Genomic DNA, 23,590 nt, shown 5'->3' on the forward strand with positions numbered 1-23,590 from the left:
GGCATCACCAGGCCACTGTGGTGCGCCGGCCCCGATAGCCGACCCTGATCCCCACCCCAAAACATTTATCTTTAATCCGTTTAGGGCATCTTATGGGTTGAGTCAGTCGAAATCAAGTCACCTCCCAGGGGCCCGGAAGGATGGGATTACCCCCACTTTTCATAATCCGGTAACCCTTGATCCATAAGCGTTTCCAGTCTCCCCAAATGGGTGAGAATAAATGCGCGCATTAGAGTTTCAATAATGAAACAGCGCGCTCGCGATAATGTTTCAACGTTGAAACTCGTGCCATCGCCGATGGCGCTCGCATCGCAGTAATACACGGCCGGCGCGGCCCCTCGATACAGCGCTGAAACAGCGCCCGCATGCCCCGTCGTGGACCGCGCCGCGCACACCGATGAAGCCCCTCGGAAGGGGTACCCGCCAAATGGATGAGCGGGTTCTCCACCATCAGGATGATGGCCGCAAGGCAGGGCACGTCGTCCCCGCCTCCACCCTGTTTCCGCCCCGCTTCCACCCTGCTTCCACCCTTCGGCCGCCGTTCTTGCGGACGGGATCGAGCCGCGCGCGGGCCACGCCGGGGGCACGTCGGCTGGGTGCGCCAACGAACAGAGCTTGCCCATCGCGCTGCCTACGCTTTGTGGCACGGAGCGCCGCCCACCAGCACGGCGCGTCTTGGCGCGGCATGTTCGGTCGCTGTGCGCCATCCCATCTTGCTGCATGCCGATACGGTCAGGGCCATGAAGCTTCTTCACATCATTGCGACAATCAATCCGGCCGGCGGCGGCCCGATCGAAGGGCTGCGGCAGCTGCGCATGCCGCTGGTCGAGCGCGGCGTGCACGTCGATGTCGTCTGCGGCGACGATCCCGATGCGCCATGGGTGCGCGAGAGCGAGCTCAACGTGATCGCGCTGGGGCCGTCCAGGGGCATCTACACCTATAACCCGCGCCTGCTGCCCTGGCTGCGCGAACACGGCGCGCGCTACGACGCGGTCATCATCGAAGGTCTGTGGCAGTTCCACAGCCTGGCCGCGCTCTCGGTCCTGCGCGGCAAGGTGCCGTATTACGTGTTCACCCACGGCATGCTGGACCCCTGGTTCAAGACCCGCTATCCGCTCAAGCATCTGAAGAAGCTGGTGTACTGGCTGCTGTTCGAGCGCCGCGCGCTGCGTCATGCCACGGGGGTGCTGTTTTACCTGCGACGAAGAGCGCCGGCGTGCGCGCCTGTCGTTTCCCTGGTACCGCTGCACCGAACGCATCGCGTCCTATGGCACCGCGCAGCCCCCCGCCGACGACGGCACGCTGCGCGCGGCCTTTCACGCGGCCTTTCCGCAGACCGAGGGCAAGCGCATCGTGCTGTTCTTCGGGCGCATCCACGAAAAGAAGGGCTGCGATCTGCTGATCGAGGCCTTCGCCCGCGTGGCGAACGTCGATCCCGCGCTGCAGCTGGTGATCGCGGGCCCGGGCGCGCCGGCGTTGCGCGAGGACCTGGAGATGCTGGCCGAGCGGGTCGGCGTCGCCCCGCGCGTGGTGTGGACCGGCATGCTGTCCGGCCCGCAGAAGTGGGGCGCCTTCCATGCCGCCGAAGTGTTCTGCCTGCCGTCGCACCAGGAGAACTTCGGCGTCGCGGTGGTCGAGGCGCTTGGCTGCGGCGTGCCGGTGCTGATCTCGGACAAGGTCAATATCTGGCGCGAGATCGAGGCGGACGGCGCGGGCATCGTGCGCACCGACACCGTCGACGGCACCGAACAGGCGCTGCGCGAATGGCTGGCCGCCGACGCGGCCACGCGCGCGCGCATGCGCGCCGCCGCGCCGGCCTCGTTCGCGCGGCGCTTCCAGAGCAGGCAGGTCGGACAACGCCTGCTCGACATCATTCAGGGCCGCGCCGATGGCGCGCCGCCGGCCGATCGCGATTCGGGACCGGCGCTTTCGCATGCGGCCCCTTAGCGGTTGACCGGGAGACTGACATGCGAGAACTGATCCTCAATGCCGACGATTTCGGCTGGGATGCCGATACCTGCGACGCCACCATTGCCTGCTTCGAGGCCGGGTTGCTGACCAGCGCCACCATCATGACCGGCCGGCCGGCATCGCTGCAGGCGTACGACTACGCGCGCCGCAATCGCGGCCGCTTCTCGTTCGGCCTGCATTTCAACATGGTCGACGGCCATCTCCCGCATGCGGGCCGGCCCTCGTCGCTGTGCACGCCCGACGGGCGCTTTCGCGCGAGCCACAGGCAGCGCGTGCGCGCGCTCGCGTGGATGCTGTCCGAGGACGATATCGCGCGCGAGTTCCGCGTGCAGCTCGAAGAGCTGCGCGACCACGGCGTCGAGGTGACCCATGTCGACAGCCATGGCCATCTGCACAAGTTTCCGGTCGTGATCAGCGCGCTGCGCACCGAACTCGAACGCGCCGGCCTCGAATGGGTACGGCGGCCGCAGAACTTCTACTTCACCGCCAATCCGCGCCAGGCCGTGATGAACAACTATTGCCAGCGCTACTTCAACGGCCTGCGCCATACCCATTACTACGGCGCGATCAACCACGACAACACCGACTGGGCCGCGCGGCTGCCCGAGCTGCTGCGCGAGGGCCTGACCGAGATCTCGGTCCATCCCGGCTTTGCGGAGCCATGGCGGCGCTGCGAGACCGAACCGCTGGTCAGCGCCACCGAGTTGCGCACGGCGCTGCAGCGCGCCGGCATCGCGCTGCGGAGGTACGGCCAATGACCGCTCCGCTGGCCCGTAGCCTGCCGGCGCAGGCGGTGGCGCGTCCCGAGACGCCGCAGGCCGCCGCCGACGGCACGCATGCCGTGCCGTCCAGGACCGCGAAGGTGTCGGTGCTGATCCTGACGCTGAACGAGGAGAAGAACCTCGCACGGTGCCTGGAGTCGGTGTCGTGGTGCGACGATGTCGTCGTGCTGGACTCGTACAGCACCGATCAGACGCTGGAGATCGCGCGGCGCCATGGCGCGCGTGTGTTCCAGCGCAAGTTCGACAACTGGTCGGCCCACCAGAACTGGGCCAACGAGAACATCGACTTCAAGCACCGGTGGGTCTACTACTCCGACGCGGACGAGGTGGTCAGCCCGGAGCTGGCGGCGGAGCTGCGCGAGATCGCCGACCAGGTCCCAGGCGACGAGGCTGCGGCGCCGGTGGCCTACCGCGTGCGCTACAAGAACTACTTTCTCGGCAAATGGATCCGCTTCGCCGGCGGCTATCCAATCTGGGTGCTGCGCTTCTTCCAGCCGGACAAGGTGCGCTGGGAGCGGCTGGTCAATCCGGCGCCGGTGGTCGACGGGTCGGTCGGCTTCCTGCGCCATCATTTTATGCACTACAGCTTCAACAAGGGCTTCGACGCCTGGTTCGACAAGCACAACAAATATTCGATGGGGGAGGCGCTGGAGACCATCCGCAGTCTGGACGAGGACAAGTTCCGTTTTTCCTCGCTGTTGGCCTCCGATCCGCCGGCGCGCCGGCGGGCGCTGAAGGAGCTGTCGTTCCGCCTGCCGATGCGGCCGGTGGCGCGCTTTCTGTACCTGTACCTGCTGAAGTTCGGTTTCATCGACGGGAAGGCCGGATTTCATTACTGCGTGCTGGTATCGATCTACGAATACATGGTGGTGCTGAAGGTACAGGAGCAGCGACGACGGGCGATGCAATTACCCCTGTAGCCGGCGTGCGCCGCCACCGCTGGAGAGAACCATGCGAGTGGCCTATGTGACGACGTACGACGCTTCCGATCCCCATGCCTGGTCGGGATCGGCGAGCTATATCCCGCGCGCGCTGCGCAGCAGCGCGATCGAGACCGAGGTGATCGACAAGGTCGACGAGGGACCGGTGCTGGCCTGCCTGCTGCGCGCCAAGGCGCTGGCCTATCGGCGGCTGCTGCGGCGCGACTACCAGCGCGACCGCTCGCCGACGGTGGCGCGCCGCTATGCGCAGCGCGTGCAGCGCCGCCTGGAGGGCGCGCATTGCGACGCGGTGCTCAGCCCCGGCACGCTGCCGGTGTCGTGCCTGGACACGGACCGTCCGATCGCGATCTGGACCGACGCGACCTTCGACGGCATGGTTGGCTTCTATCCGGGCTTCAGCAACTTCTGCAGGGAAACGCTGCGCGACGGCCATCGGCTCGAGCAGCAGGCGCTGTCGCGCTGCCGGCTGGCGATCTTCAGCTCGGAATGGGCCGCGGCCACCGCGCTGCGCCACTACGACGTCGATGCGGCCAAGGTCAAGGTGGTGCCGTTCGGCGCCAACCTCGATTGCCGGCGCACGTCGCAGGACATCGAGCGGATCGTGCTCGGCAAGGACTACCGCGTCTGCCGGCTGCTGCTGGTCGGCGTGGACTGGATGCGCAAGGGCGGCGAGACCGCGCTGGCGGTGGCGCAATGCCTGAATCGCCGCGGCCTTCCCACCGAACTGCACGTGGTCGGCTGCCGTCCGCCGTACGAGCCGCCGAGCTTCGTCAAGCTGCACGGCTTCGTGCCAAAGAGCACGGAAGCGGGCCGGCGCCACTTCGAGCGGCTGATGAGCGAGGCCCATTTCCTGCTGCTGCCCTCGACCGCGGAGTGCTACGGCGTGGTGCTGGCCGAGGCCAGCTCCTTCGGACTGCCGTCGCTGGCCACGCGGGTCGGCGGCATTCCGACCGCGGTACGCGATCGCCGCAACGGCATGACCTTCGAGCTGCAGGCCGATCCGGCCGAGTGGTGCGACTACATCGAGCGCGTGTTCCAGTCCGCGCCGCACTATGGCGCACTCGCCCGCGGCGCGTACCGCGAGTACGCCGAACGGCTGAACTGGCGCAGCGCCGGCGAACAGGTCAAGCAGCTGCTGCGCAGCCATTGCGCCTAGCGGCACACGCCGCGCGCCGCACTGCACGGGCATCGCGAAAACAGTCACTTGACCTTATGAGGTCGAGGCAACAGTGCGAGGGCATGTTGGACGCTACATTGTCTGCACAACCGAACGTTGTGGTTCGCAACACGTTGCAGAGCGATCGACGATGACTGAAAAGACCGTACTGGTCACCGGGGCGAGAGGGTTCTTCGGCGGTTACGTCGTGGAGCACTATCTGGCCGCGGGCTGGCGGGTGGTCGGCCTCGGCCACGGCAACCCGGGCAGCGCCTGCGAGGGCCACGTGGTCTGGCACCACGCCCCGGTCTGCCTCGAGCGCCTGGAGCGGCTGGAGATGGAGCCGGACCTGCTGGTGCACTGCGCCGGCGGCGGCTCGGTGTCGGTATCGCTGCGCGATCCTTTCGGCGACCATGCCCGCACCGTCGACACGACCGCCGCCGTGCTCGAATACGTCCGGCGACATTGCCCGCGCACCCCGGTGGTCTATCCGTCCAGCGCCGCGGTCTATGGCAACGCCGCGCATCTGCCCGCCAGCGAAGGCAGCACGGCGCGGCTGCGGCCGGCCTCACCCTATGGCATGCACAAGCTGATGGCGGAGCAGTTGTGCGCTTCGTATGGCGCGCACTTCGGCGTGTCGGTGGCGGTGGTGCGCTTTTTTCGCTCTATGGCGAGGGGCAGCGCAAGCAATTGCTGTGGGATGCATGCCGCAAGATCGGCCAGCGCGACGACCTCTATTGCGGCACGGGCGAGGAGAGCCGCGATTGGCTGCATGCCGAGGATGCGGCGCGCCTGGTGGCCGTGGTGGCAGCGCAGGCCTCGCCGGCGTGCCCGATCTACAACGGTGCCAGCGGCACCACCACCACGGTCAGGCACGTGCTGACGCTGTTGTATCGGGAACTGGCGCCGTCGCGCCATCCGCGCTTTCGCTCGAAGTGCGCCAAGGCGACCCTTGCGACCAGTGCGCCGATATCGCGCATACGCTGACCACGGGCTGGGCCCCGCAAATCCGGCTGGAAACGGGCGTGCAGCGCTTTGCGCGGTGGTTCGAGGCGGTGTGCGATGACTAGGGTCGGTTTTGTCTTCGCCTTCCAGGATCGCGGCTGGCTCGGCGGCATCAGCTACTTTCGCAACCTGCTGTGGGCCCTGTACACACTGCCCGGACGCACGATCGATCCGGTGATCCTGACCGGCGAGCGCACGCCGGCGGACCTGCTCGAAGGCATGCCGCCGCTGCCCGTTCATCGCACGGCGCTGCTCGACCGCCGCCGTCCGTGGTGGTACGTGCGCAAGGCATGGCAGGCGGCGAGCGGCACGGACCTGATGCTCGCGCGCTATCTGGCCCGCAACGGCATCGCGGTGCTGTCGCACCACAACCCGCTCGGTCCGCGCGCCGGCGTGCCGACGCTGGGCTGGATCCCCGATTTCCAGCACCTGCATCTGCGCGAGATGTTTTCCGCGGAAGAGATCGCGATGCGCGACCGCCTGTTCGCGTCCCTGTGCGAGGGTTCGGCGCGCGTGCTGGTCAGCAGCCACGCGGCGTGCCGCGACCTGCAGCGCTGCTTTCCGGCGCAGGCGCATCGCGCCCGCGTGCTGCAGTTCGTGGCCAACATGAATCCGCTGGCGCCGGCGCCGCCGGTGTCCGAGCTGGAACGCCGCTATGGCTTCCATGGCCCGTACTTCCATCTGCCGAACCAGTTGTGGCAGCACAAGAACCACGGCATCGTGATCGAGGCGCTGCGCATCCTGAAGCAGCGCGGGATCGAGGCCCTGGTGCTGTCGACGGGCCAGACCGCCGATCATCGGCAGCCCGGCTATGGCCAGCGGCTGCTCGACAGCGTCGAGCAAGCCGGGCTGCAACGCAATTTCCGCTTCCTCGGCGTGGTGCCGCACGGCGATCTGGCAGGCCTGATGCGTGGCGCGGCCGCGCTGATCAATCCGTCGCGCTTCGAAGGCTGGAGCACCACGGTGGAGGAGGCCAAGTCGCTGAACAAGCCGATCCTGCTGTCCGATATCGAGGTCCATCGCGAACAGGCGCCGCCGCGCGGGGTCTTCTTCGCCCCGGACGATGCGCCGGCGCTGGCCGACGCCATGGCGCAGACGCTCGCCCGTCCGGCCTCGCCCGAACGCGACGCCGAGCAGGCGCGCCTTGCCCGCGACGACCTGGCACGGCGGCGTCGCCGTTTCGCCGAAACCTACCAGCAGATCGTGATGGAGTTGAGCGCCTGAGCGCCTGAGCACCTGAGCGCAGCGTCGCGCCGCTGCGTCGCCCTGCGCCGCTCAGCGTCCCTGCGGCTTGCGCGTGCCGATCGCCCGGGCCGGCGTGCCACCGTAGACCGTCCACGGCGTCGGCAGCGATTTGGTGACCACCGAGCGCGGCGCGACCACCGCGCCTTCGGGCACCGACACGCCGGGCGACACGAAGCTCTCCGCGCAGATCCACACGCGCGGCCCCAGCGTGATCGGCGAGGCGATCAGCTGGAAGTTCGGGCTGTTGTAGTCGTGCGAGCCGGTGCACAGGTGCGTGCCTTGCGACACCACGCAGTACTCGCCGATGTCGATCCGTTCGATGTTGTACAGCGTGACGCCGTCGGCCACGCCGGCATTGTTGCCGATGCGCAGGTTCCACGGCGCCCAGATGCGCACGCCGGGATAGACATGGACATGGCGGCCGAGCTGCGCGCCGAACAGCCGCAGCAGCGCGGCGCGCCAGGCGTGCGCGGGCCGCGGGCTGGGACGGAACAGGAACAGCCAGACCCAGTTCCAGATCTGCCGCTGCACGCGGTTCCCCAGCGAGAACGAGGGGCCCATGGTCGGATCGTCTTGGGTAATCAGCATCGGCTGTTCCGGTAAGCGCGCGGCGCGCATGGGACGATGGTGTGCCGGGACGCGCCGGCGGTCGGTGCGGCCGGTCACAGACCGCCCGCCATCGAGGCCTTGACGGCCTGGAATGGGACTTGCACGAGGGTCGGGATCCTGCAGGAGGACATTCATGCGGATCCATCATCTGAACTGCATCTCGACCTGCCCGCTGGGCGGGCGCCTGATGGACGGACGTTCCCGCTCGATCCTGGAGCGCGGCGAACTGGCCTGCCATTGCCTGCTGGTCGAGCTGCCGCAGTGCCTGGTGCTGGTCGATACCGGCATGGGACGGCGCGACGTGCAGGATCCGCGCTCGCGCCTGAGCGGCTTCTTCCTGACCTTGTTGCGGCCCGATTTCCGCGACGAGATGACGGCCTATCGGCAGGTGGCGGCGCTCGGCTTCGATCCGCGCGACGTGCGGCATATCGTGCTGACGCACCTGGACTTCGACCACGCCGGCGGACTCGACGATTTTCCCTGGGCCACCGTTCACCTGATGGCGGCCGAGCGCGACTACGCGCGGCTGCAGCGGACCTGGCTGGACCGCCAGCGCTTCCGCCCGCAGCAGTGGTCCACGCAGGAGCGCTGGCGCACCTATGCGCCGGACGCGGGCGAGCGCTGGTACGGCTTCGACCGGGTCCGCACGCTCGAGGGCCTGCCGCCGGAGATTGCGATGGTTGCGTTGCCGGGCCACACCTTCGGCCACGCGGGCATCGCGGTGCAGGCGCAGGGCGAATGGCTGCTGCAGGCGGGCGATGCCTACTTCCATCACGGCGAGCTCGACCCGGTGCGGCCCTACTGCACCCCAGGGCTGCGCTTCTATCAATGGATGATGGAAAAGGACCGCGAGGCGCGGCTGGCGACGCAACGGCATCTGCGCGAGCTCAAGGAACGGCGCGACGGCCATATGACGGTCTGCTGCGGCCACGACGTGGCCGAGTTCGAACGGCTGTCACGGCGCTCGGCCCGCGTGCCGGCCCGTGCGTTTGCCACGGCGCCTGGATGACACCGGAGCGGCCCGCCGCGCCATCGCGTGCAGTCCCCAAAATGTGCAAGCCCGTGGAGCAAATTCTGCAAGCGCCGCGGGACGGCGGAGGGGCCGCATGTCGCGGATGGCCCGCAAATACCGGCATGCGGTTTGCGTGGCGAGCGGGTAGATCACCATGACAATCAGGAGAGACGGCATGAAACCACGAGATCTGCTGGTGGTGGCCGCGTCGTGCCTCGCGCTGGCCAGCCAGTTCGCGATGGCGCAGGGCCGCTCGAGCGGCGGCAGCGGCAAGGCGGGATCCACGGGCATGAGCGATAGCGCCGGCGCGCAGGGCACCACGGGCACGGGCTCGACCTCATCCGGAGCCGGCGCAGGGGCTGGTGCGGGGGGCTGGTGCAGGAGCGGGCGCGGGTGCGGGCGCAGGGGCAGGTACCGCGGGCGGCGCAAGCGGTCCTCTCAGCGGCGGTGCGCGCGGCGCGGTCGGTCCGGGGCAGGGCGCGCGGTCGAGCGCGCAAGGCGCCGGGCCAGGTGGGGCTCAAGGCGGGGCTCAGGGCGGGGCGCAAGCCGGCGCCGGCGACTCCCGCCAATCCCGCGCGGGCGATCTCGAGCATGGCGGCAGTCCGACCACCGGCTCGCCCTCGGGCGGACGCCAGCCGCCCGGCAGCGCGAAGGCCGCGCCCGGCGGCGGCCAAGCAAATACTGCCGGAAACACCGCCGCCAACAGCGGCGGCGCCGCGACCAGCGGCAAGCCGGCGACCGGCTCGCGCCGCGCCGGCGGCGTGTCCGACTCGACCCAGGGCAGCAGCCGCGCCAGCGCCGGTGGCGGCAAGGGCAGCACGCCGTCCGGCGCGACCAAGGGCAGCGGCACGTCGGATCGCGGCACGGGCGGCGGCGGCGTGACCAGCGGCAGCGACCGCTAAGGCAAACCAGCTACCCGGAAGGGAATCCGCTACCTCGAACGCCGTCGGCTACCTCGGACGCCGTCCGCTACCCGGGACGCAATCCACGACCCGGACCGCCGTCCGCTACTCGGTCCCGACGCTGGCGGCCGGCACGCTGACCGCCGCGTGCTCGCCGCACAGGGCTTGCATCGCGGCTTCCCAGCGGCCCAGCACGGCGTCGCGGTCCAGATGCCGCTCGGCCCAGGCGCGGCCTGCGGCGCCGAGCGCGTCGCGCGTCGCGGGATCGGCAGCCAACCCATCGATCGCCGCGGCAAGCGCGAGGCCGTCGCCCGGCGCGACCACGCGCCCACAGCGCGCCGCCAGCCGGGCCAGCTCGGTGCCGGGATGCGCGGTGGCGACCACCGGCCGGCCGCTGGCCAGCATGCCGGCCAACTTCGACGGCAGTACCAGGTCGGCGGCATCCGCGCGCTGCGGCAGCAGGTGCAGATCGGCGGCGGCCAGCAACGCGGGGAATCGCGAGGCCGGCTGCAGCGGCAGGAAGCGGACCTGCGGCAGCCCGGCGCAGGCGTGCTCCAGCGCGGGACGGCCCGCGCCGTCGCCGCACAGCACGAACCAGATGTCGGGCCGGTCGCGCAGCTGGCGCGCGGCCTCGGCCAGCACTTCCAGGCCCTGCTTGTTGCCCATGTTGCCGGAGTACAGCGCCACCGTGGCATCGGCCGGAATGCCGAGCCGACGCCGATAGAGACTGCCGCGGCCGGGCCGGATCGCGCGCAGGTCGACCCAGTTCGGGATCAGCTGCGTGCGTGGCTCCGGCGCGCCCTTGTCGCGCGCCAGCCGCAGCATTGCCTCGGAGATCGTCGACACGCGGTCGAAGCCGGCCATCGCGTGGCGCTCGAGCGCATAGGCCAGCTTGCGCAGCAACGGCTGCTTCAGCAGTCCCAGCGCGAAGGCGGCATCGACCTCGTAGTCCTGCACATGCAGCCAGGTCTTGGCACCGGTCCAGCGGCCGAGCAGCAGCGCGGCCGGGCTGCACAGCAGCGGCGGCTCGACCACCATCACCACGTCCGGACGCCAGCGCCATTGCGCCAGCAGGCAAGGCAGGCTGCTGAGCGCGAAGCTGGCCAGATGCAGCACGCGCTTGAGGCCCGACGGGCGGCGCGGCACCCAGATCGGCGCGCGCCATACCTGCACGCCGTCGTGCTGCTCGCGCCGGTATTGCCACGCGCGGTAGCCGGCGCCGACACGCCAGGCCGGATAGTAGGGCGGCGCCGTGACGACGCGCACCTGGTGCCCGCGCGCGGCGAACCAGCGAGCCTGCTCGCCGGTGTACTTGCCGATGCCGGTCAGCTCGGGAGAGTAGTTCAGGCAGTACAGGAGGATCTTCATCGGCGCGTACCGTGCTCGACCGGCGCGCGCTCAGCGCAGCGCGACGAGCCGCGCCTGGCGTCGCGGCGGACTTTGCAGGCGGCCGCTTTGCAGCGCGTCCCGATAGGCCAGCCGCAGTCCGTCGACCAGCGACACCGTCGGCTTCCAGCCGGTCGCCTCGATCCGGTGCGAGTTCAGCCGCTTGCGCGGCGTGCCGTCGGGTTTGCTGGGGTCGAAGCGGATCGTGCCGCGAAAGCCCACGGTGTCGGCGATCAGCTCGGCCAGCACGCGGATGCTGACCTCGTCGGGGCTGCCCACATTGAAGAAGCCCGGCGCGCCGGCGTGGTTGCGATATTCCTGCTGCGGCAGCGCCATCAGGTGCACGCAGGCCTGGCCGAGATCGTCGGCGTAGAGGAATTCGCGCAGCGGCGTGCCGGTGCCCCACACCACCACCTCGCTGGCGCCGTTCTGCTTGGCCTCGTGGAAGCGCCGCAGCAGCCCGGGTATCACGTGGCTGTTCTCGGGGTGGTAGTTGTCGCCGGGGCCGTACAGATTGGTCGGCATCGCGCAGCGGAAGTCCGTGCCGTACTGCCGGTTGTAGCTCTCGCACAGCTTGATGCCGGCGATCTTGGCAATGGCATAGGGCGCGTTGGTCGGCTCCAGCGCGCCGGTGAGCAGCGCCGCCTCGTCGATCGGCTGCGTGGCGAAGGCCGGATAGATGCAGCTCGAACCGAGGAACAGCAGGCGCTTGACGCCCGAGCGCCACGATTCGTGCACGACGTTGGCCGCGATCAGAAGGTTCTGCTGGATGAATTCGGCCGGATAGGTGTTGTTGGCATGGATGCCGCCGACCCGCGCCGCGGCCAGGTAGACCTCGTCGATGCGCTGCTCGGCGAAGAAGGCACGGACCCTGGCCTGGTCGCACAGGTCCAGTTCGGCATGCGTGCGGGTGATCACGGTGGTGCCGGGACGCGCGCCGAGCGCGCGCACGATGGCGCCGCCGACCATGCCGCGATGGCCGGCAACGAAGATGCGGTGTGGAGGCTGATTCATGGCTGTGACACTGACTTTGGGTCGGCGAAGTGGGCCACCAGCGTGGCGATTGGGCGAGGGTCGGGCACGCCGGGCTGCACCCGGAAGGGCGTGCACTGGACGGACTCTAGCGCGCGATCCGGCCCCCGACTGTGGGCTTGCGCACGTTCGCGCGGAGCGGCTCGAACCGGTGTGCGCCATCGAACGGAAAACATGCTTACCCCCCGGCATCGTGCGGCCATGCGGGTCCGTGGCTCGCGGGTCCGGATTGCCGGATCCGCCCTTGGTCCCGCACGGCATACCCGCTCACCGACTCAGAAGGCGGCCAGACCATGCAAACCACCTCGACCCTGCCGATCGGCGCCCACGCCCGCCACGCGGCCCTGCTGATGTACCTCGGGCTCGGCGCACTGTGTGCGATCAAGCTCAATGTGATCGGCGAAGTGTACGTCGGCGAATTCATCGCGGCGGCATACGGCCTGGCGATGCTGTCGACGCTGCGGATCGAGCGCGGCTATGCCTCCTTCCTCGCCCTGACACTGATGTGGGCCTTCGCCCAGGCGTTGTCGGACCTGTCCAATAGTACGCCGCTGATCAATTCGCTCAAGGGCGTGCTGGCGCCGGGCGTGTTCTTCCTGACGGTGTTCGCGATCGGCACGCACTTCAGCCAGGGCAGTCCGAAGCGGATCTGGTATTTCCTGATCGGCGCCGCGCTCTGCGAGATCTTCAACGTGAGCCGGGCCCCGACCGAGGAGATGCTGTACAACCCCTGGAAGTGGGGCTATGCGACGCCGGTGCTGATGCTGCTGCTGTGCTATCTGGCGCTGGCGCGCGCCGGCGCCGTGCGCATCGCGCTGTGCATCGTGGCCTATTGCGCGGTGTCCGTGGCGTTCGACTTCCGCAGCGCGGCCGGGCTGCCGCTGCTGGCGCTGGTGATCTACCTGCTGCGCCGCACCGCCGTGGTTGCCTGGGTGCGCAGCCTGACCAATACACGCGGCGGCATTCCACTGCTGTTCGGCGTGCTGGTGCTGGTGATCGCGGCGCTCAACGCGCTGTTCTCGATGATCTTCGCGCAAGCCGGCGAGTTCAGCTTCCTCTCCCCCGAAGCGGCGCACAAATACACCGTGCAGGCCACCAGCGAGCTGGGCATCCTGTTCGGCGGCCGCTCGGAGATCCTGATCTCGGTGCGCGCCTTCCTCGACGCGCCCCTGCTCGGCCACGGCTCCTGGGCGGTCGACCGCAACGGCTACCAGGACGCCTACAGCGTGATCGTCTACCAGATGGGCGCGGCGCTGAGCGACGCGATCGTCGTCACCGACGACACGCTGATTCCGGCGCACTCCTTCCTGATGGGCGCGCTGGTCTGGAGCGGCGTTGTCGGCGGCTTCTACTGGCTTTGCATGCTGGCCCGCACGCTCTGGCTGTTCGTGCGCAATATGCCGACGCTGCCCATCTTCTTCTATGTCGGCACCGCGCAGTTCGTCTGGGACGTGTTCTTCTCGCCGTTCTCGGCGGACCATCGCTGGGAGACCGCCCTGTTCCTCGGCATGCTGTTCGCCTGGCACCAGAGCCATCGCCATCGTCAGCTGCGGAGCGTGCAATGAAATTCAGCGTGGTGACGGTCTCGTTCAACCAGGCGCGGTATCTGGAGCAGGCGATCCGCTCGGTCACGGGCCAGCGCGGATGCGAGATCGAATACATCGTGGTGGATCCGGGCTCGACCGATGGCAGCCGCGACATCATCGCGCGCCATGCCAGGTCGATCGACCATTGCATCCTCGAGCCCGACAACGGCCCGGCCGACGGCCTGAACAAGGGCTTCGCCGCGGCGACCGGCGAGATCTTCTGCTATCTGAACTCCGACGACCTGTTTCTGCCGGAGGCGTTCGCCAAGGTGGCCGCGTACTTCCGCCGCTATCCGTCGTCCGACGTGATCTGCGGCAACGGCTACGTGATCGACGGCGAGGGCGCGCTGGTGCGGCGCGTGTACTCCGACCGCTTCGGCCTGCGGCGCGCCGCCTATGGCGCCAGCATCGCGATCCAGCCGTCGACCTTCTTTCGCGCCGAGACCTATCGCGCGGTCGGCGGCTTCAATGTCGAGAACCGTTCGAACTGGGACGGCGAACTGGTGGTCGACATGGCGCTGAACGGGGCCACCTTCCGCAATGTGCCTGACTTTCTGAGCTGCTACCGCGTCTACGCCGAGTCGATCACCGGCTCGGCGCGGATGGCCGAGGCGCACCGGCAGTTCGAGCAGCGCATGTTTCGCAAGATTCTTGGGCGCGATCGCCGCCGCTACGACGATCTGGCGTCGGCCTGGTACCGCGTGACCAAGCATCTGGCCAATCCGCGCGCGGCCTATGAGCGCGTGGTACGCGGCCCCGTGTTCGGGAGGCAGTCATGATCCGGAAAGTGCTGGCGGCCGTCTCGATCGGCCTGCCGTGGCCGCTGCGGCGGCGGCTGCTGAACCGCTTCTGCGGCGCGCGCATCGATCCGAGCGCGCGCATCGGCTGGTCGCTGGTGCTGTGCGACGAGCTCGAGATGGGGCCGCACTCGCATATCGCGCATCTGACGCTGGTCAAGGGCATCCGCCGGCTGAGCCTGGGCGAGCATGCCATTCTCGGCAGCCTGAACTGGGTGTCGGGATTCCCGCAGGGGCTGACCGATTCGCCGCACTTTCGCGATGCCGCCGACCGCGATCCGGCGCTGGTGATCGGCCGGCATGCGGCGATCACCTCGCGCCATATCCTCGATTGCACCGACACCATCACCGTGGGCGCGTATTCGACGGTGGCGGGCTATCGCAGCCAGATCCTGACGCACAGCGTGTCGATCCGCGAATCGCGCCAGCGCTGCGCGCCGGTGACGATCGGCGCCTACTGCTTCGTCGGCACCGGCTCGATCCTGCTGCCCGGCGCGGCGCTGCCCGACTACAGCGTGCTGGCGGCCGGCGCGGTGCTGAACCGCAGTATGGCGGCGCCGCATATGCTGTACGGCGGCTGCCCGGCGAAGGCGGTGCAGGAACTGCCCGAGGACCTGGCTTATTTCCGGCGCGAGGAAGGGTATATCGTCTGAGGGCGCGCGCGGCCCCGATGCCGCATGCGCCGTCTCCGTGTCCGCGGAGACCTGGCCCGCTTGCGAAGGCGGTGGATTGCCCGATGGATTCGCCGCTTGATTCCCCCGCTTGATTCCCCGCTTGATTCCCCGCTGGATCCCCGCATCCGCCGCAATGGCAGCCAACGACGGGATGACGCGATTCAAGGCTGGACCGGCTCAGGCTTTTGACCGGTCCAGGGCCCGGTTCAGGGCTTGACCAGCACCCCGGCCAATCCATGCCGGGCGAAGCCGTGAATCAGCGGCAGCAGCGCCAGCAGGATCAGCAGTTCGGTGGCCAGCACGCCGAACGACACCGCGGACTGGCCCAGCAGCTTGCCGCCCACCACCGCGATCAGCAGACCGGCGGAGTTCGCCGCCAGATACACCAGCGACAGCCGTGCATGGTTGTTGGTCGAGGTCACCATCACCGACGCCGTATGCCACAGCGAATTGACCACCGCGGCGGCCAGCAGCCAGCTGTAGTCGGGATGGATCGGCGCGATCTTGCCATGCGTCCACAGCTGGCAGATCCATTCGCCGGCGATATACAGGAACACGCCGCAGGCGCCGGCCAATCCTGCCGAGGCGCTGAGCGCATGGCGGAACAAGGCGCGCAGCGCGCGGGCGTTGCGCTGGCCATAGAGCCGGCCGATCTCCGGAGACAGCGACTGGCTGATCAGCTGGCCCAGCTGGTACGGAATGCGCGAGAGCGTGCGCATCGCGCTGAAATAGGCGACGAAGGCCGGACCGAAGACAAAGCCGGCGCACAGCACCATGCCCTGCATATTGAGGGCGTTGCCGATCGGGAAGGCATTGAGCGCCAGCGCGGGCACCAGCATCTCGCGCAGTTCGGCGCGCGAGAACGCCGATACGCCGACGCGGGCCCATGCGGCCAGGCGCACCATGCGCACATACGTCACCGCCACCAGCAGCACCCGCACGATCGCCAGCAGCGTCAGCAGCAGCAGGAAGCCGCCATCGAACAGCAGCACGCCGGCGGCCAGCGCGACGAATTCGAGCAGCCGGAACAGGTTCAACCACATGATCGCCTCGGCGTAGCGCCCCACGCTGTAGAACACGCCGTGCGACAGCAGTGCGAACATATAGCCGACCACGTAGATCGCGATCATCAGCATCGACAGCACCGCGGCGCCGCCGCCCAGGCCGGTCCATCCCTGGATCGCGTCGCCGAAGGCCGCGCCTGCCAGCATCGCCAGCGCGGTCAGCACGGCGCCGATCAACAGCAGCAGCACCAGCGTCGACTGGTAGCACACCACGGCGGCGCGCTGGTTGCCCGCCGCGATGCTCATGTTGATGCGATTGACCGCCACGCCGGTGAAGCCCAGGTCGGCGAGCCCCAGATAGACCGGTACCGCAATGACCATCAACCAGGTGCCGTAGCGCTCGGGCCCCCAGGCCGCCAGGAACAGCGGCACGCTGAGCAGCTGGGTCAGGATGGTGACCACCTGCCCAAGGGCGTTGGCGCCGATGCCGCGCAATATCCGCTCCACGCTTTCCTCTTTCTTTGCGCGGCCCGGGCCCGCCGCAGCAGGCCCGGGCCGCCATCCATGCGCCGGCGCTTGCGCGCCGCCGCACTGACGCGTTTGCCATCAGCCCATCATTCGTGGTGATCGTAGGCGCGGAAGCCTGCCAGCTTGCACAGGGCATCGCGCCGCGCCGCCGCGTAGTCGGCGCCGATCATCTCGCGTACCAGTTCATCGAAGGTGGTGGTCGGCGACCATCCCAGCCGCTCGCGCGCCCGCGTGGGATCGCCCAGCAGCGTGTCGACCTCGGTGGGGCGGAAGTAGCGTGGATCGACCCGCACGATCACGTCGCCGACCTTGCGTCCGGGCGCCAGCTGGTGGCGGCTGTTGTCGATCGCGTCGATCACGCCGATCTCGTCGACCCCGCTGCCTTCGAAGCGCACCGTGATGCCCAGTTCGGCGGCGGCCCGCTGCACGAATTCGCGCACGCTGTGCTGCTCGCCGGTGGCGATCACGAAGTCCTCCGCCTGTGCCTGCTGCAGCATCATCCATTGCATCTGCACGTAGTCGCGCGCATGGCCCCAGTCCCGCAGCGAGGACAGGTTGCCCAGGTGCAGCGTGTCCTGCAGGCCCAGCGCGATCCGCGCGATGGCGCGCGTGATCTTGCGCGTCACGAAGGTCTCGCCGCGCAGCGGGCTCTCGTGGTTGAACAGGATGCCGTTGCAGGCGTACATGCCGTACGCCTCGCGGTAGTTCACCGTGATCCAGTACGCGTAGAGCTTGGCGGCCGCATACGGGCTGCGCGGATAGAACGGCGTGGTTTCCTTCTGCGGAATTTCCTGCACCAGCCCGTACAGCTCCGAGGTCGACGCCTGATAGAAGCGGGTGGTCTTTTCCAGGCCGAGGATGCGGATGGCCTCGAGCAGCCGCAGCGTACCGAGCGCGTCGGTGTTCGCGGTGTATTCCGGCTCCTCGAACGACACCTGCACATGGCTTTGCGCGGCCAGGTTGTAGATCTCGTCCGGCTGCGATTGCTGCACCACGCGCACCATGCTCGCGGTATCGGTCATGTCGCCGTGGTGCAGGAACAGGCGGCGGTCGGGCGCCTGCGGGTCCTGGTACAGATGGTCGATGCGCTCGGTGTTGAACAGCGAGCTGCGGCGCTTGATGCCATGGACCTCGTAGCCCTTGGCCAGCAGCAGCTCGCACAGATAGGCGCCGTCCTGGCCGGTGATGCCCGTGATCAGCGCACGCTTGCGGCGTGCGCCGCTGCCGGCCGATGCCTCGTCGTGCTGCCGCGGCTGGAGTTCGAGATCGCCGGCCGCCAGCGGGCCGAGCGGTTGCAGGTCAAGTGCGCCCATAAATGTCTGCCATCCTGATGATGTCATCTTCGCCAAGGTACGAGCCGGACTGGATCTCGATCAGCTCGAGCGGGATCCGGCCGGGATTTTCTAGACTGTGGGTCTCGCCGATCGGGATATAGGTGGACTGATCCTCGGTCAGCAGGAATTCGACGTCGCCGCGGCGCACGCGCGCGGTGCCCGACACCACCACCCAGTGCTCGGCGCGGTGGTGATGCTTCTGCAGCGACAGCTTGGCGCCGGGTTTGACGCTGATGCGTTTGACCTGATAGCGCTGGCCATGATCGACGCTGTCGTACGACCCCCAGGGCCGGTAGACCTGCCGATGCTGCGTCGCCTCGGGGCGTCCCTTGCGCGCGCAGCGTTTCGACCAGTTGCTTGACGTCCTGCGCATGGTCCTTGTGCACGACCAGCACGACGTCGGGCGTCTCCACCACGATCACGTTTTCCAGTCCCGCCACCGCCACCATCCGGTGCGAGGCATGGACCAGGCAATCGCGCGCGCGGTGCGTGACCACATTGCCGACCGCCGCGTTGTTGCCTTCGGTCTTCTCGGCCGCCTTCCACACCGCGTCCCACGAGCCGATATCGCTCCAGTCGGCGGCCAGCGGCGCCATGCGCCCGTCGCGCAGATGCTCCATCACCGCGTAGTCGATCGAGTCCGACGGGCAGGCGCCGAAGGCATCGGCGTCCAGGCGGCAGAAGTCGAGGTCGGATTTGCCGCGCGCCAGCGCCTGTTCGGCGGCCCGCAGGATGTCCGGGGCGAACTGCCGCAACGCGGCCAGATAGACTGACGCGCGGAACAGGAACATGCCGCTGTTCCAATAGCAATTGCCTTCGCCCAAGAAGTCGGTGGCCTGCTCCAGCGAAGGCTTCTCGACGAAGCGCTTGACCGTCATCAGCGCGCCATCGTTGGTCGGTACCGCCTTGATATAGCCGTAGCCGGTTGCCGGAAAGGTCGGCACCACGCCCAGCGTGGCGACGGCGCCCGCGGCGGCGGCCGCGCTGGCCGCGGTGACCGCGCTCGCGAACGCGGCGTGGTCGCGGACCAGATGGTCCGACGGCAGTACCAGCAGGATCGGATCGTCGCCGCCCGCCTGCGCCTTGATCGCGGCGACCGCGGCCGCCGGCGCCGTGTTGCGCGCATGCGGTTCGAGCAGGATCGCCGCGGGTTCGCAGCCGATCTCGCGCGCCTGTTCGGCGACGACGAAGCGATGCGCTTCGTTGCTGACGAGGATCGGCGCACCGACACCATCGATGTCGCGCACGCGCAGCAGCGTGTCCTGCAGCAAGGTATGGTCGCCGAGCAGACGCAGGAACTGCTTCGGATGGCCGTCGCGCGACAGTGGCCATAACCTCGAGCCGGTGCCGCCGCACAGCACCACCGGTACGATTCGATTCTCGCTTGCCATGACACCTCCAACCGGCCGCTGCACGCGTGCCGATGCGATTGGGTGAAACCGTCAGGGCAAGTGTATCGACCGCTGTCCCGCAGCAATGTTTGTTAGGCAACAGAGATCGACGGTCACCGTCGGGCGCCGCAGGTGGCGCGACGATGACAAAAAGGGCCGGCGCAATGGCCGGCCCTGCAGGGCGCAAAACGAAGGAATTGAGGGGGGCGCGTCTGTCGTTGCGGCGCGAGAGCGGGCCGGTTTATCGCACCCAGTGTCCCGGCCGCATCACCCAGCCATGCGGCCCCCGCACCCAGCGCTCAGGCACATAGCGGTAGCCGGGGCGGGCGCGTTCCCAATGGCCCGGTTGCCACACATAACGCGGACCGGCGGCACGCCAGTAGCCCGGCACCCACACCTGTCCCCGGCGTGCGGCCCGTGGCGCTTCGTAGCGCGGCGGTGGCGGCGCGTCACGGCGATAGCCATGGTCGCGATCGTAGCGATGGCCGTCATGCGCCTGGGCCGGCGACACGAAGCCGAAGGCCGAGCCGGCGGCGAGGGTGGCGAGCGCGAGAATCAGAGAGCGGTTCATCAGGTACTCCTACTTCGGGTAACAAGCTTGGCGTTGCGGTGATGCACTGCGATGCAAATCGGGGCCAATGGCGCCGCCGCATTCACTTCAATAGCGGTGATGGCGATGGTGATGCCCGTGTCCATGCCCATGCGGGACGACGATGCAGGCGGACAACATGGCGGCAGTGGCGGACAGCAGCACGAGGATGGACAGGGTTCGTTTCATCTGTGAGCTCCTTGGCGGGGCGCGTTGAACATGGCTGCAATGTAGCGGCGCGCCCGCTGCGGCGGCCGTTGCACTTGTAAGGCACTCTCACAGCGCAATGGCATCGCGGCGGCCGCGACGATCGACGGCGCCGGCGCGCGTATCTCCTTGCGCCGCAAGGCTTTTTCGCCGGCATGACGGGGCGCGGAATTGCCGCGACTCGTTGCGCGTGCGTAATGTGGCGTTACATCGGAAATGAATGCGGGCAGGGCGGCATGGCGATCGGCACGCCGTGTCTGCGGATTGACCAGCGAATCGGCGAGCAAATCGGCCAGCGAGCAGGCCAGCGAACAGGCCAGTAAATCGGCCGTTGAATCGGCCAGGGAATCAGCCAATCAGCCGAGGAGCCTGCCGTGAGCGCGTCAGTGCGCCGTGCTGGTGTACTCGATCTCGAGCCGGTAGGCGACCGCGAGAAATAGCGATTGCGCCAGGCACAGCGTGCTGGTCAGCGAACGGAAGCCGAAGGTTGCGCCATCCTGGACCTGCAGCAGCACGCTGGCGTGTTCGGCCAGCGGGCCGAGAGCACTGTCGCTCAACGCGACGATGCGCGCGCCCTGCGCTGCCGCGGTTCTCACGCAGGCCAGCGTTTCCTCGGCATAGGGCGCGAACGAGACCGCGATCATCACGTCGCCCGGCCGGAGCGCGCGCAATTGGCCCTGCTGCATATGACCCAGGCCATTGAGCCACTGGATCGGCTTGCTGGTGTGCTGCAGCGCGTAGGCCAGGTAGGCGCCCACCGGGAAAGCCCGCCGCGATGCCACCAGCCAGATCGACGGCGCGTCGACCAGCAGCTCGACGGCCTGGCCGAAGCGTTCGCCGTCGACCTCGCGCTGCAGCGCCTCGAGGCTGTCGAGGCTGCCCGCGATGACCTCGTGCGCGATGTCCGCCGGCGCCAGCGGACCGCCCTTGCTGCCGATCAGCGCGCGCAGCCGGTCGCGATAGTCGCGATTGGGCGCCAGCTGCCGGGCCGCCGCGGCACGGAACAGCGCCTGCATCTGCGAATACCCCGACAGTCCGAAATGCTTGGCGAAGCGGACCATGGCCGAAGGCTGCACGCCGCAATGGCGGGCCGACTCGTTGACGCCGTCGAGCACCAGTTGCTCTCGATGGCTCTCGACGTACTGTGCGATCGCCTTGAGCTGCTTGCTCAGTTGCGGAAAGCCGGCGCGCACGGCGGCCAGGAATTGATCGGCGTCTGCGTAGGGAAGGGATTCGCTCATCGGTGATCGGTGTCGCCGCGCTGCCTCTCCGGCGGCAGCATCGTGCAGGCCGCATGTGGAGAGACAGGCATTGAATTGGAATTTATTTTCTCACACAACAAAAAAAGAGAACAAATTTTCTATTCTCGCGCTATCATCGCTTCCATCGTTGGCGCAGCCGCTCGGTCTCGACCCATGGCAGCGACCACAGGACAAGACAGCAGACAGAGACAGCACCTTCATGCGTACCCTCCCATTTCCCGATCAGCGCGATTTCGACGTGGCCTGCCTTGGCCGGCTGGCGGTCGATCTCTATGCGCAGCAGATCGGCTGCAACCTGGAGGCGGCCAGTACCTTCGCCAAATACCTGGGCGGGTCGTCGGCCAATATCGCCTTCGGTACTGCGCGGCTCGGCTTGCGCTCGGCGATGATTTCGCGCGTCGGCAACGAGCAGAACGGGCGCTTCCTGCTCGACACGCTGCGCCGCGAGGGCTGCGACGTCAGCCAGGTGCAGATCGACGACGCGCGGCTGACCGGCATGGTACTCCTGGGCATCAAGGACCAGGGACACCTTCCCGCTGCTGTTCGCGCGGGAGAACTGCGCCGACATGGCGCTGGACGCCGAGGCCATCGATGCGGCCTTCCTGGCCCGTTGCCGCAGCCTGGTCATTACCGGCACGCATCTGAGCACGCCCGGCGTGCTGGCCGCCTCGCGGCGCGCGCTCGAGATCGCGGGGCGCCATGGCGTGGTGCGCGTGCTGGACATCGACTACCGCCCGGTGCTGTGGGGCCTGACCGGCAAGGGCGACGGCGAGACGCGCTATATCGGCAATGCCGAAGTCAGCCGCCACCTGCAGGCGCAGCTCGGCGCGTTCGAACTGATCATCGGCACCGAGGAGGAATGGCTGATCGCCGGCGGCGTCGAAGGCGACCTGATGGCCAGCCTGCGCCAGGTGCGCGCCTGCACGCAGGCCGCGCTGGTGGTCAAGCGCGGACCGCTCGGCTGCACGATTGTCACCGGCGAGATTCCGCCGACGCTGGACGATGCGCTGACGGTGCTGGGCGAGCGGGTCGAGGTGCTCAACGTGCTGGGCGCCGGCGATGCCTTCGCCTCGGGCCTGCTTGCCGGCCTGCTGCGCGGCAAGGACTGGCGCGAATCCGCGGCCATCGCCAATGCGTGCGGCGCCATCGTGGTGTCGCGGCACGGCTGCGCGCCGGCGATGCCCACGCCTGCCGAACTGGCGCACTGGTTCTCCGGCCATCGGCATCCGCGGCCGGACCGCGATCCGACGCTGGCCCATCTGCATCGCGTGTCGGCGCCGCGCCAGCCCTGGCCCGAGCTGTACGTGCTGGCCTACGACCATCGCTCGCAATTCGAGGAGCTGGCGCGCGCGGCAGGCGCCGACGTGGCCGAGATCCCGCGGCTCAAGCGGCTGATCAACGAAGTGGTGGCCGAGGTCGAAGGCGATCCCGGCTGCGGCGGCAAGATCGGCGTGCTGATCGACGGCCGGCTGGGCGAATCGGCGCTGCATCGGGCCACTGGACGAGGCTGGTGGGTGGGCCGCCCGATCGAGTTGCCGGGCTCGCGGCCGCTGCGCTTCGACGGCACGCGCTCGCTCGCTTCCGAGCTGGCGCACTGGCCGCGCGAGCAGGTCGTCAAGTGCCTGGTGTTCTATCACCCGGACGATCCGGCCGCGCTGCGCGCCGAGCAGGACGACTACCTGCAGACCGTATGGGAAGCGACCCGCCACAGCGGCCACGAGCTGCTGCTTGAAGTCATTCCGCCCAAGGACACCCTCGCGCCGGACGACAGGGGCGAAGCCGTGGTCCGCGCGATCCGCCACTTCTACGACATCGGCTTGAAGCCGGAATGGTGGAAGGTCGGCGCGATGTCCGCCGCGCAATGGCAGGCGCTGGACCGGCTCGTGCAGGAGCGCGATCCCTGGTGCCGCGGTGCGGTGATTCTCGGCCTGAACCAGCCGCTCGAGCAGTTGCTCGACGGCTTCGCGCAGGCCCGCTCGCCGCTGGTCAAGGGCTTCATGATCGGCCGCTCGGTATGGGCCGAGGCGAGCCTGGCATGGCTGCGCCGCGAACTCGACGACGATGCGTTCCGGGCAAGGGTCGCCGACAATTTCCGTCGGCTCATTGCAGGTTGGCGCAGCACGCGGCCCGCGCCGACGGGCGACAGCGCCGCACGGGAGGCAGCATGAAGCCGACGT

General features: G+C 68.4%; 19 protein-coding genes and 3 pseudogenes. 11 read left to right on the forward strand and 11 right to left on the reverse strand.

Annotated features, from left to right (window positions below; genetic code table 11):
- Window positions 1-146: 146 nt before the first annotated feature.
- Window positions 147-1,175, reverse strand: coding sequence for a hypothetical protein (locus OJJOAM_RS18395; protein ID WP_422650660.1), 1,029 nt, complete (start codon window positions 1,173-1,175; stop codon window positions 147-149).
- On the opposite strand from OJJOAM_RS18395, the gene OJJOAM_RS18400 reads away from it, so the two are divergent.
- The 6 genes and pseudogenes from OJJOAM_RS18400 to OJJOAM_RS18425 all read left to right on the forward strand — a co-directional run bounded on the left by OJJOAM_RS18400 (window position 1,174) and on the right by OJJOAM_RS18425 (window position 7,079).
- On the forward strand, window positions 1,174-1,947 hold the full coding sequence (locus OJJOAM_RS18400) for a glycosyltransferase (protein ID WP_422650661.1): 774 nt from the start codon (window positions 1,174-1,176) through the stop codon (window positions 1,945-1,947). The two genes, OJJOAM_RS18395 and OJJOAM_RS18400, sit on opposite strands and share 2 nt — an antisense overlap.
- A 20-nt stretch (window positions 1,948-1,967) precedes the next feature.
- Complete coding sequence (locus tag OJJOAM_RS18405; protein WP_422650662.1) at window positions 1,968-2,729, forward strand: ChbG/HpnK family deacetylase; 762 nt, start codon at window positions 1,968-1,970, stop codon at window positions 2,727-2,729.
- Entirely contained in the window at window positions 2,726-3,673 is a 948-nt protein-coding gene (locus OJJOAM_RS18410; protein ID WP_422650663.1) for a glycosyltransferase family 2 protein, read from the forward strand. The genes OJJOAM_RS18405 and OJJOAM_RS18410 overlap by 4 nt, the downstream gene beginning before the upstream one ends.
- Before the next feature lie 31 nt (window positions 3,674-3,704).
- A complete protein-coding gene (locus OJJOAM_RS18415) occupies window positions 3,705-4,850 on the forward strand; it encodes a glycosyltransferase family 4 protein (protein ID WP_422650664.1) in 1,146 nt (381 codons plus the stop codon).
- Between the two features lie 151 nt (window positions 4,851-5,001).
- Window positions 5,002-5,837 (forward strand): annotated as a pseudogene (locus OJJOAM_RS18420) (NAD-dependent epimerase/dehydratase family protein).
- 75 nt (window positions 5,838-5,912) lie between these two features.
- Window positions 5,913-7,079, forward strand: coding sequence for a glycosyltransferase family 4 protein (locus OJJOAM_RS18425; RefSeq protein ID WP_422650665.1), 1,167 nt, complete (start codon window positions 5,913-5,915; stop codon window positions 7,077-7,079).
- A gap of 51 nt (window positions 7,080-7,130) precedes the next feature.
- Here the strand turns inward: OJJOAM_RS18425 and OJJOAM_RS18430 are convergent, their stop codons facing one another.
- Window positions 7,131-7,688 carry a putative colanic acid biosynthesis acetyltransferase gene (locus OJJOAM_RS18430; RefSeq protein ID WP_422650666.1) on the reverse strand — a complete coding sequence of 186 codons (558 nt, stop codon included), beginning with the start codon at window positions 7,686-7,688 and terminating at the stop codon, window positions 7,131-7,133.
- 154 nt (window positions 7,689-7,842) lie between these two features.
- Between OJJOAM_RS18430 and OJJOAM_RS18435 the strand changes: the two genes are divergently transcribed.
- On the forward strand, window positions 7,843-8,718 hold the full coding sequence (locus OJJOAM_RS18435; RefSeq protein WP_422650667.1) for an MBL fold metallo-hydrolase: 876 nt from the start codon (window positions 7,843-7,845) through the stop codon (window positions 8,716-8,718).
- A 532-nt stretch (window positions 8,719-9,250) separates the two neighbouring features.
- On the opposite strand, the gene OJJOAM_RS18440 is transcribed toward OJJOAM_RS18435, so the two are convergent.
- From OJJOAM_RS18440 to OJJOAM_RS18450, 3 genes are all read right to left on the reverse strand, one after another.
- The gene (locus OJJOAM_RS18440) at window positions 9,251-9,571 is read right to left on the reverse strand and encodes a hypothetical protein (RefSeq protein WP_422650668.1); all 321 of its coding nucleotides are present in this window, start codon (window positions 9,569-9,571) and stop codon (window positions 9,251-9,253) included.
- A 157-nt stretch (window positions 9,572-9,728) separates the two neighbouring features.
- On the reverse strand, window positions 9,729-10,991 hold the full coding sequence (locus OJJOAM_RS18445) for a glycosyltransferase WbuB (protein WP_422650669.1): 1,263 nt from the start codon (window positions 10,989-10,991) through the stop codon (window positions 9,729-9,731).
- A 30-nt stretch (window positions 10,992-11,021) separates the two neighbouring features.
- The gene (locus tag OJJOAM_RS18450) at window positions 11,022-12,023 is read right to left on the reverse strand and encodes a GDP-L-fucose synthase family protein (RefSeq protein ID WP_422650670.1); all 1,002 of its coding nucleotides are present in this window, start codon (window positions 12,021-12,023) and stop codon (window positions 11,022-11,024) included.
- 311 nt (window positions 12,024-12,334) lie between these two features.
- Between OJJOAM_RS18450 and OJJOAM_RS18455 the strand changes: the two genes are divergently transcribed.
- Genes OJJOAM_RS18455 through OJJOAM_RS18465 form a run of 3 tightly spaced genes read left to right on the forward strand, consistent with a single transcriptional unit; the run spans window position 12,335 to window position 15,077 of the window.
- Entirely contained in the window at window positions 12,335-13,606 is a 1,272-nt protein-coding gene (locus OJJOAM_RS18455) for a hypothetical protein (protein WP_422650671.1), read from the forward strand.
- On the forward strand, window positions 13,603-14,406 hold the full coding sequence (locus OJJOAM_RS18460) for a glycosyltransferase family 2 protein (RefSeq protein WP_422650672.1): 804 nt from the start codon (window positions 13,603-13,605) through the stop codon (window positions 14,404-14,406). Before OJJOAM_RS18455 ends, OJJOAM_RS18460 begins: the two co-directional genes overlap by 4 nt.
- A complete protein-coding gene (locus tag OJJOAM_RS18465) occupies window positions 14,403-15,077 on the forward strand; it encodes an acyltransferase (protein ID WP_006577967.1) in 675 nt (224 codons plus the stop codon). Before OJJOAM_RS18460 ends, OJJOAM_RS18465 begins: the two co-directional genes overlap by 4 nt.
- A 227-nt stretch (window positions 15,078-15,304) precedes the next feature.
- Here OJJOAM_RS18465 and OJJOAM_RS18470 read toward each other — a convergent pair whose 3' ends face one another.
- From OJJOAM_RS18470 to OJJOAM_RS18495, 6 genes and pseudogenes are all read right to left on the reverse strand, one after another.
- The gene (locus OJJOAM_RS18470; RefSeq protein ID WP_422650673.1) at window positions 15,305-16,609 is read right to left on the reverse strand and encodes a lipopolysaccharide biosynthesis protein; all 1,305 of its coding nucleotides are present in this window, start codon (window positions 16,607-16,609) and stop codon (window positions 15,305-15,307) included.
- A 107-nt stretch (window positions 16,610-16,716) separates the two neighbouring features.
- Window positions 16,717-17,943: a GDP-mannose 4,6-dehydratase gene (gene gmd, locus OJJOAM_RS18475; RefSeq protein WP_226106902.1), complete on the reverse strand. Its 1,227-nt coding sequence runs from the start codon at window positions 17,941-17,943 to the stop codon at window positions 16,717-16,719.
- Window positions 17,930-19,355: pseudogene (locus tag OJJOAM_RS18480) on the reverse strand (mannose-1-phosphate guanylyltransferase/mannose-6-phosphate isomerase). Before OJJOAM_RS18480 ends, gmd begins: the two are co-directional and overlap by 14 nt.
- Window positions 19,356-19,596: 241 nt before the next feature.
- A complete protein-coding gene (locus OJJOAM_RS18485) occupies window positions 19,597-19,926 on the reverse strand; it encodes a hypothetical protein (RefSeq protein ID WP_422650674.1) in 330 nt (109 codons plus the stop codon).
- Window positions 19,927-20,129: 203 nt separating this feature from the next.
- Complete coding sequence (locus tag OJJOAM_RS18490) at window positions 20,130-20,507, reverse strand: hypothetical protein (RefSeq protein WP_422650675.1); 378 nt, start codon at window positions 20,505-20,507, stop codon at window positions 20,130-20,132.
- A 27-nt stretch (window positions 20,508-20,534) separates the two neighbouring features.
- Window positions 20,535-21,392: a MurR/RpiR family transcriptional regulator gene (locus OJJOAM_RS18495; RefSeq protein WP_150084722.1), complete on the reverse strand. Its 858-nt coding sequence runs from the start codon at window positions 21,390-21,392 to the stop codon at window positions 20,535-20,537.
- A gap of 220 nt (window positions 21,393-21,612) precedes the next feature.
- On the opposite strand from OJJOAM_RS18495, the pseudogene OJJOAM_RS18500 reads away from it, so the two are divergent.
- Window positions 21,613-23,581 (forward strand): annotated as a pseudogene (locus tag OJJOAM_RS18500) (bifunctional 5-dehydro-2-deoxygluconokinase/5-dehydro-2-deoxyphosphogluconate aldolase).
- The last annotated feature ends 9 nt before the right edge of the window (window positions 23,582-23,590 follow it).

The sequence above is a fragment of the Cupriavidus sp. H18C1 genome, from assembly GCF_049311595.1.
GTDB lineage: Bacteria > Pseudomonadota > Gammaproteobacteria > Burkholderiales > Burkholderiaceae > Cupriavidus > Cupriavidus cauae.

Excerpts from the sequence above, each read along its gene's own strand:
- OJJOAM_RS18430 (WP_422650666.1), bottom strand. The coding sequence starts at position 7,688 with ATGCTGATTACCCAAGACGATCCGACCATGGGCCCCTCGTTCTCGCTG.
- OJJOAM_RS18410 (WP_422650663.1), top strand. The coding sequence starts at position 2,726 with ATGACCGCTCCGCTGGCCCGTAGCCTGCCGGCGCAGGCGGTGGCGCGT.
- OJJOAM_RS18495 (WP_150084722.1), bottom strand. The coding sequence starts at position 21,392 with ATGAGCGAATCCCTTCCCTACGCAGACGCCGATCAATTCCTGGCCGCC.
- OJJOAM_RS18455 (WP_422650671.1), top strand. The coding sequence starts at position 12,335 with ATGCAAACCACCTCGACCCTGCCGATCGGCGCCCACGCCCGCCACGCG.
- OJJOAM_RS18395 (WP_422650660.1), bottom strand. The coding sequence starts at position 1,175 with ATGACGCAGCGCGCGGCGCTCGAACAGCAGCCAGTACACCAGCTTCTT.
- OJJOAM_RS18485 (WP_422650674.1), bottom strand. The coding sequence starts at position 19,926 with ATGAACCGCTCTCTGATTCTCGCGCTCGCCACCCTCGCCGCCGGCTCG.
- gmd (WP_226106902.1), bottom strand. The coding sequence starts at position 17,943 with ATGGGCGCACTTGACCTGCAACCGCTCGGCCCGCTGGCGGCCGGCGAT.
- OJJOAM_RS18425 (WP_422650665.1), top strand. The coding sequence starts at position 5,913 with ATGACTAGGGTCGGTTTTGTCTTCGCCTTCCAGGATCGCGGCTGGCTC.
- OJJOAM_RS18405 (WP_422650662.1), top strand. The coding sequence starts at position 1,968 with ATGCGAGAACTGATCCTCAATGCCGACGATTTCGGCTGGGATGCCGAT.
- OJJOAM_RS18400 (WP_422650661.1), top strand. The coding sequence starts at position 1,174 with ATGCCACGGGGGTGCTGTTTTACCTGCGACGAAGAGCGCCGGCGTGCG.
- OJJOAM_RS18460 (WP_422650672.1), top strand. The coding sequence starts at position 13,603 with ATGAAATTCAGCGTGGTGACGGTCTCGTTCAACCAGGCGCGGTATCTG.
- OJJOAM_RS18445 (WP_422650669.1), bottom strand. The coding sequence starts at position 10,991 with ATGAAGATCCTCCTGTACTGCCTGAACTACTCTCCCGAGCTGACCGGC.
- OJJOAM_RS18465 (WP_006577967.1), top strand. The coding sequence starts at position 14,403 with ATGATCCGGAAAGTGCTGGCGGCCGTCTCGATCGGCCTGCCGTGGCCG.
- OJJOAM_RS18435 (WP_422650667.1), top strand. The coding sequence starts at position 7,843 with ATGCGGATCCATCATCTGAACTGCATCTCGACCTGCCCGCTGGGCGGG.
- OJJOAM_RS18450 (WP_422650670.1), bottom strand. The coding sequence starts at position 12,023 with ATGAATCAGCCTCCACACCGCATCTTCGTTGCCGGCCATCGCGGCATG.
- OJJOAM_RS18415 (WP_422650664.1), top strand. The coding sequence starts at position 3,705 with ATGCGAGTGGCCTATGTGACGACGTACGACGCTTCCGATCCCCATGCC.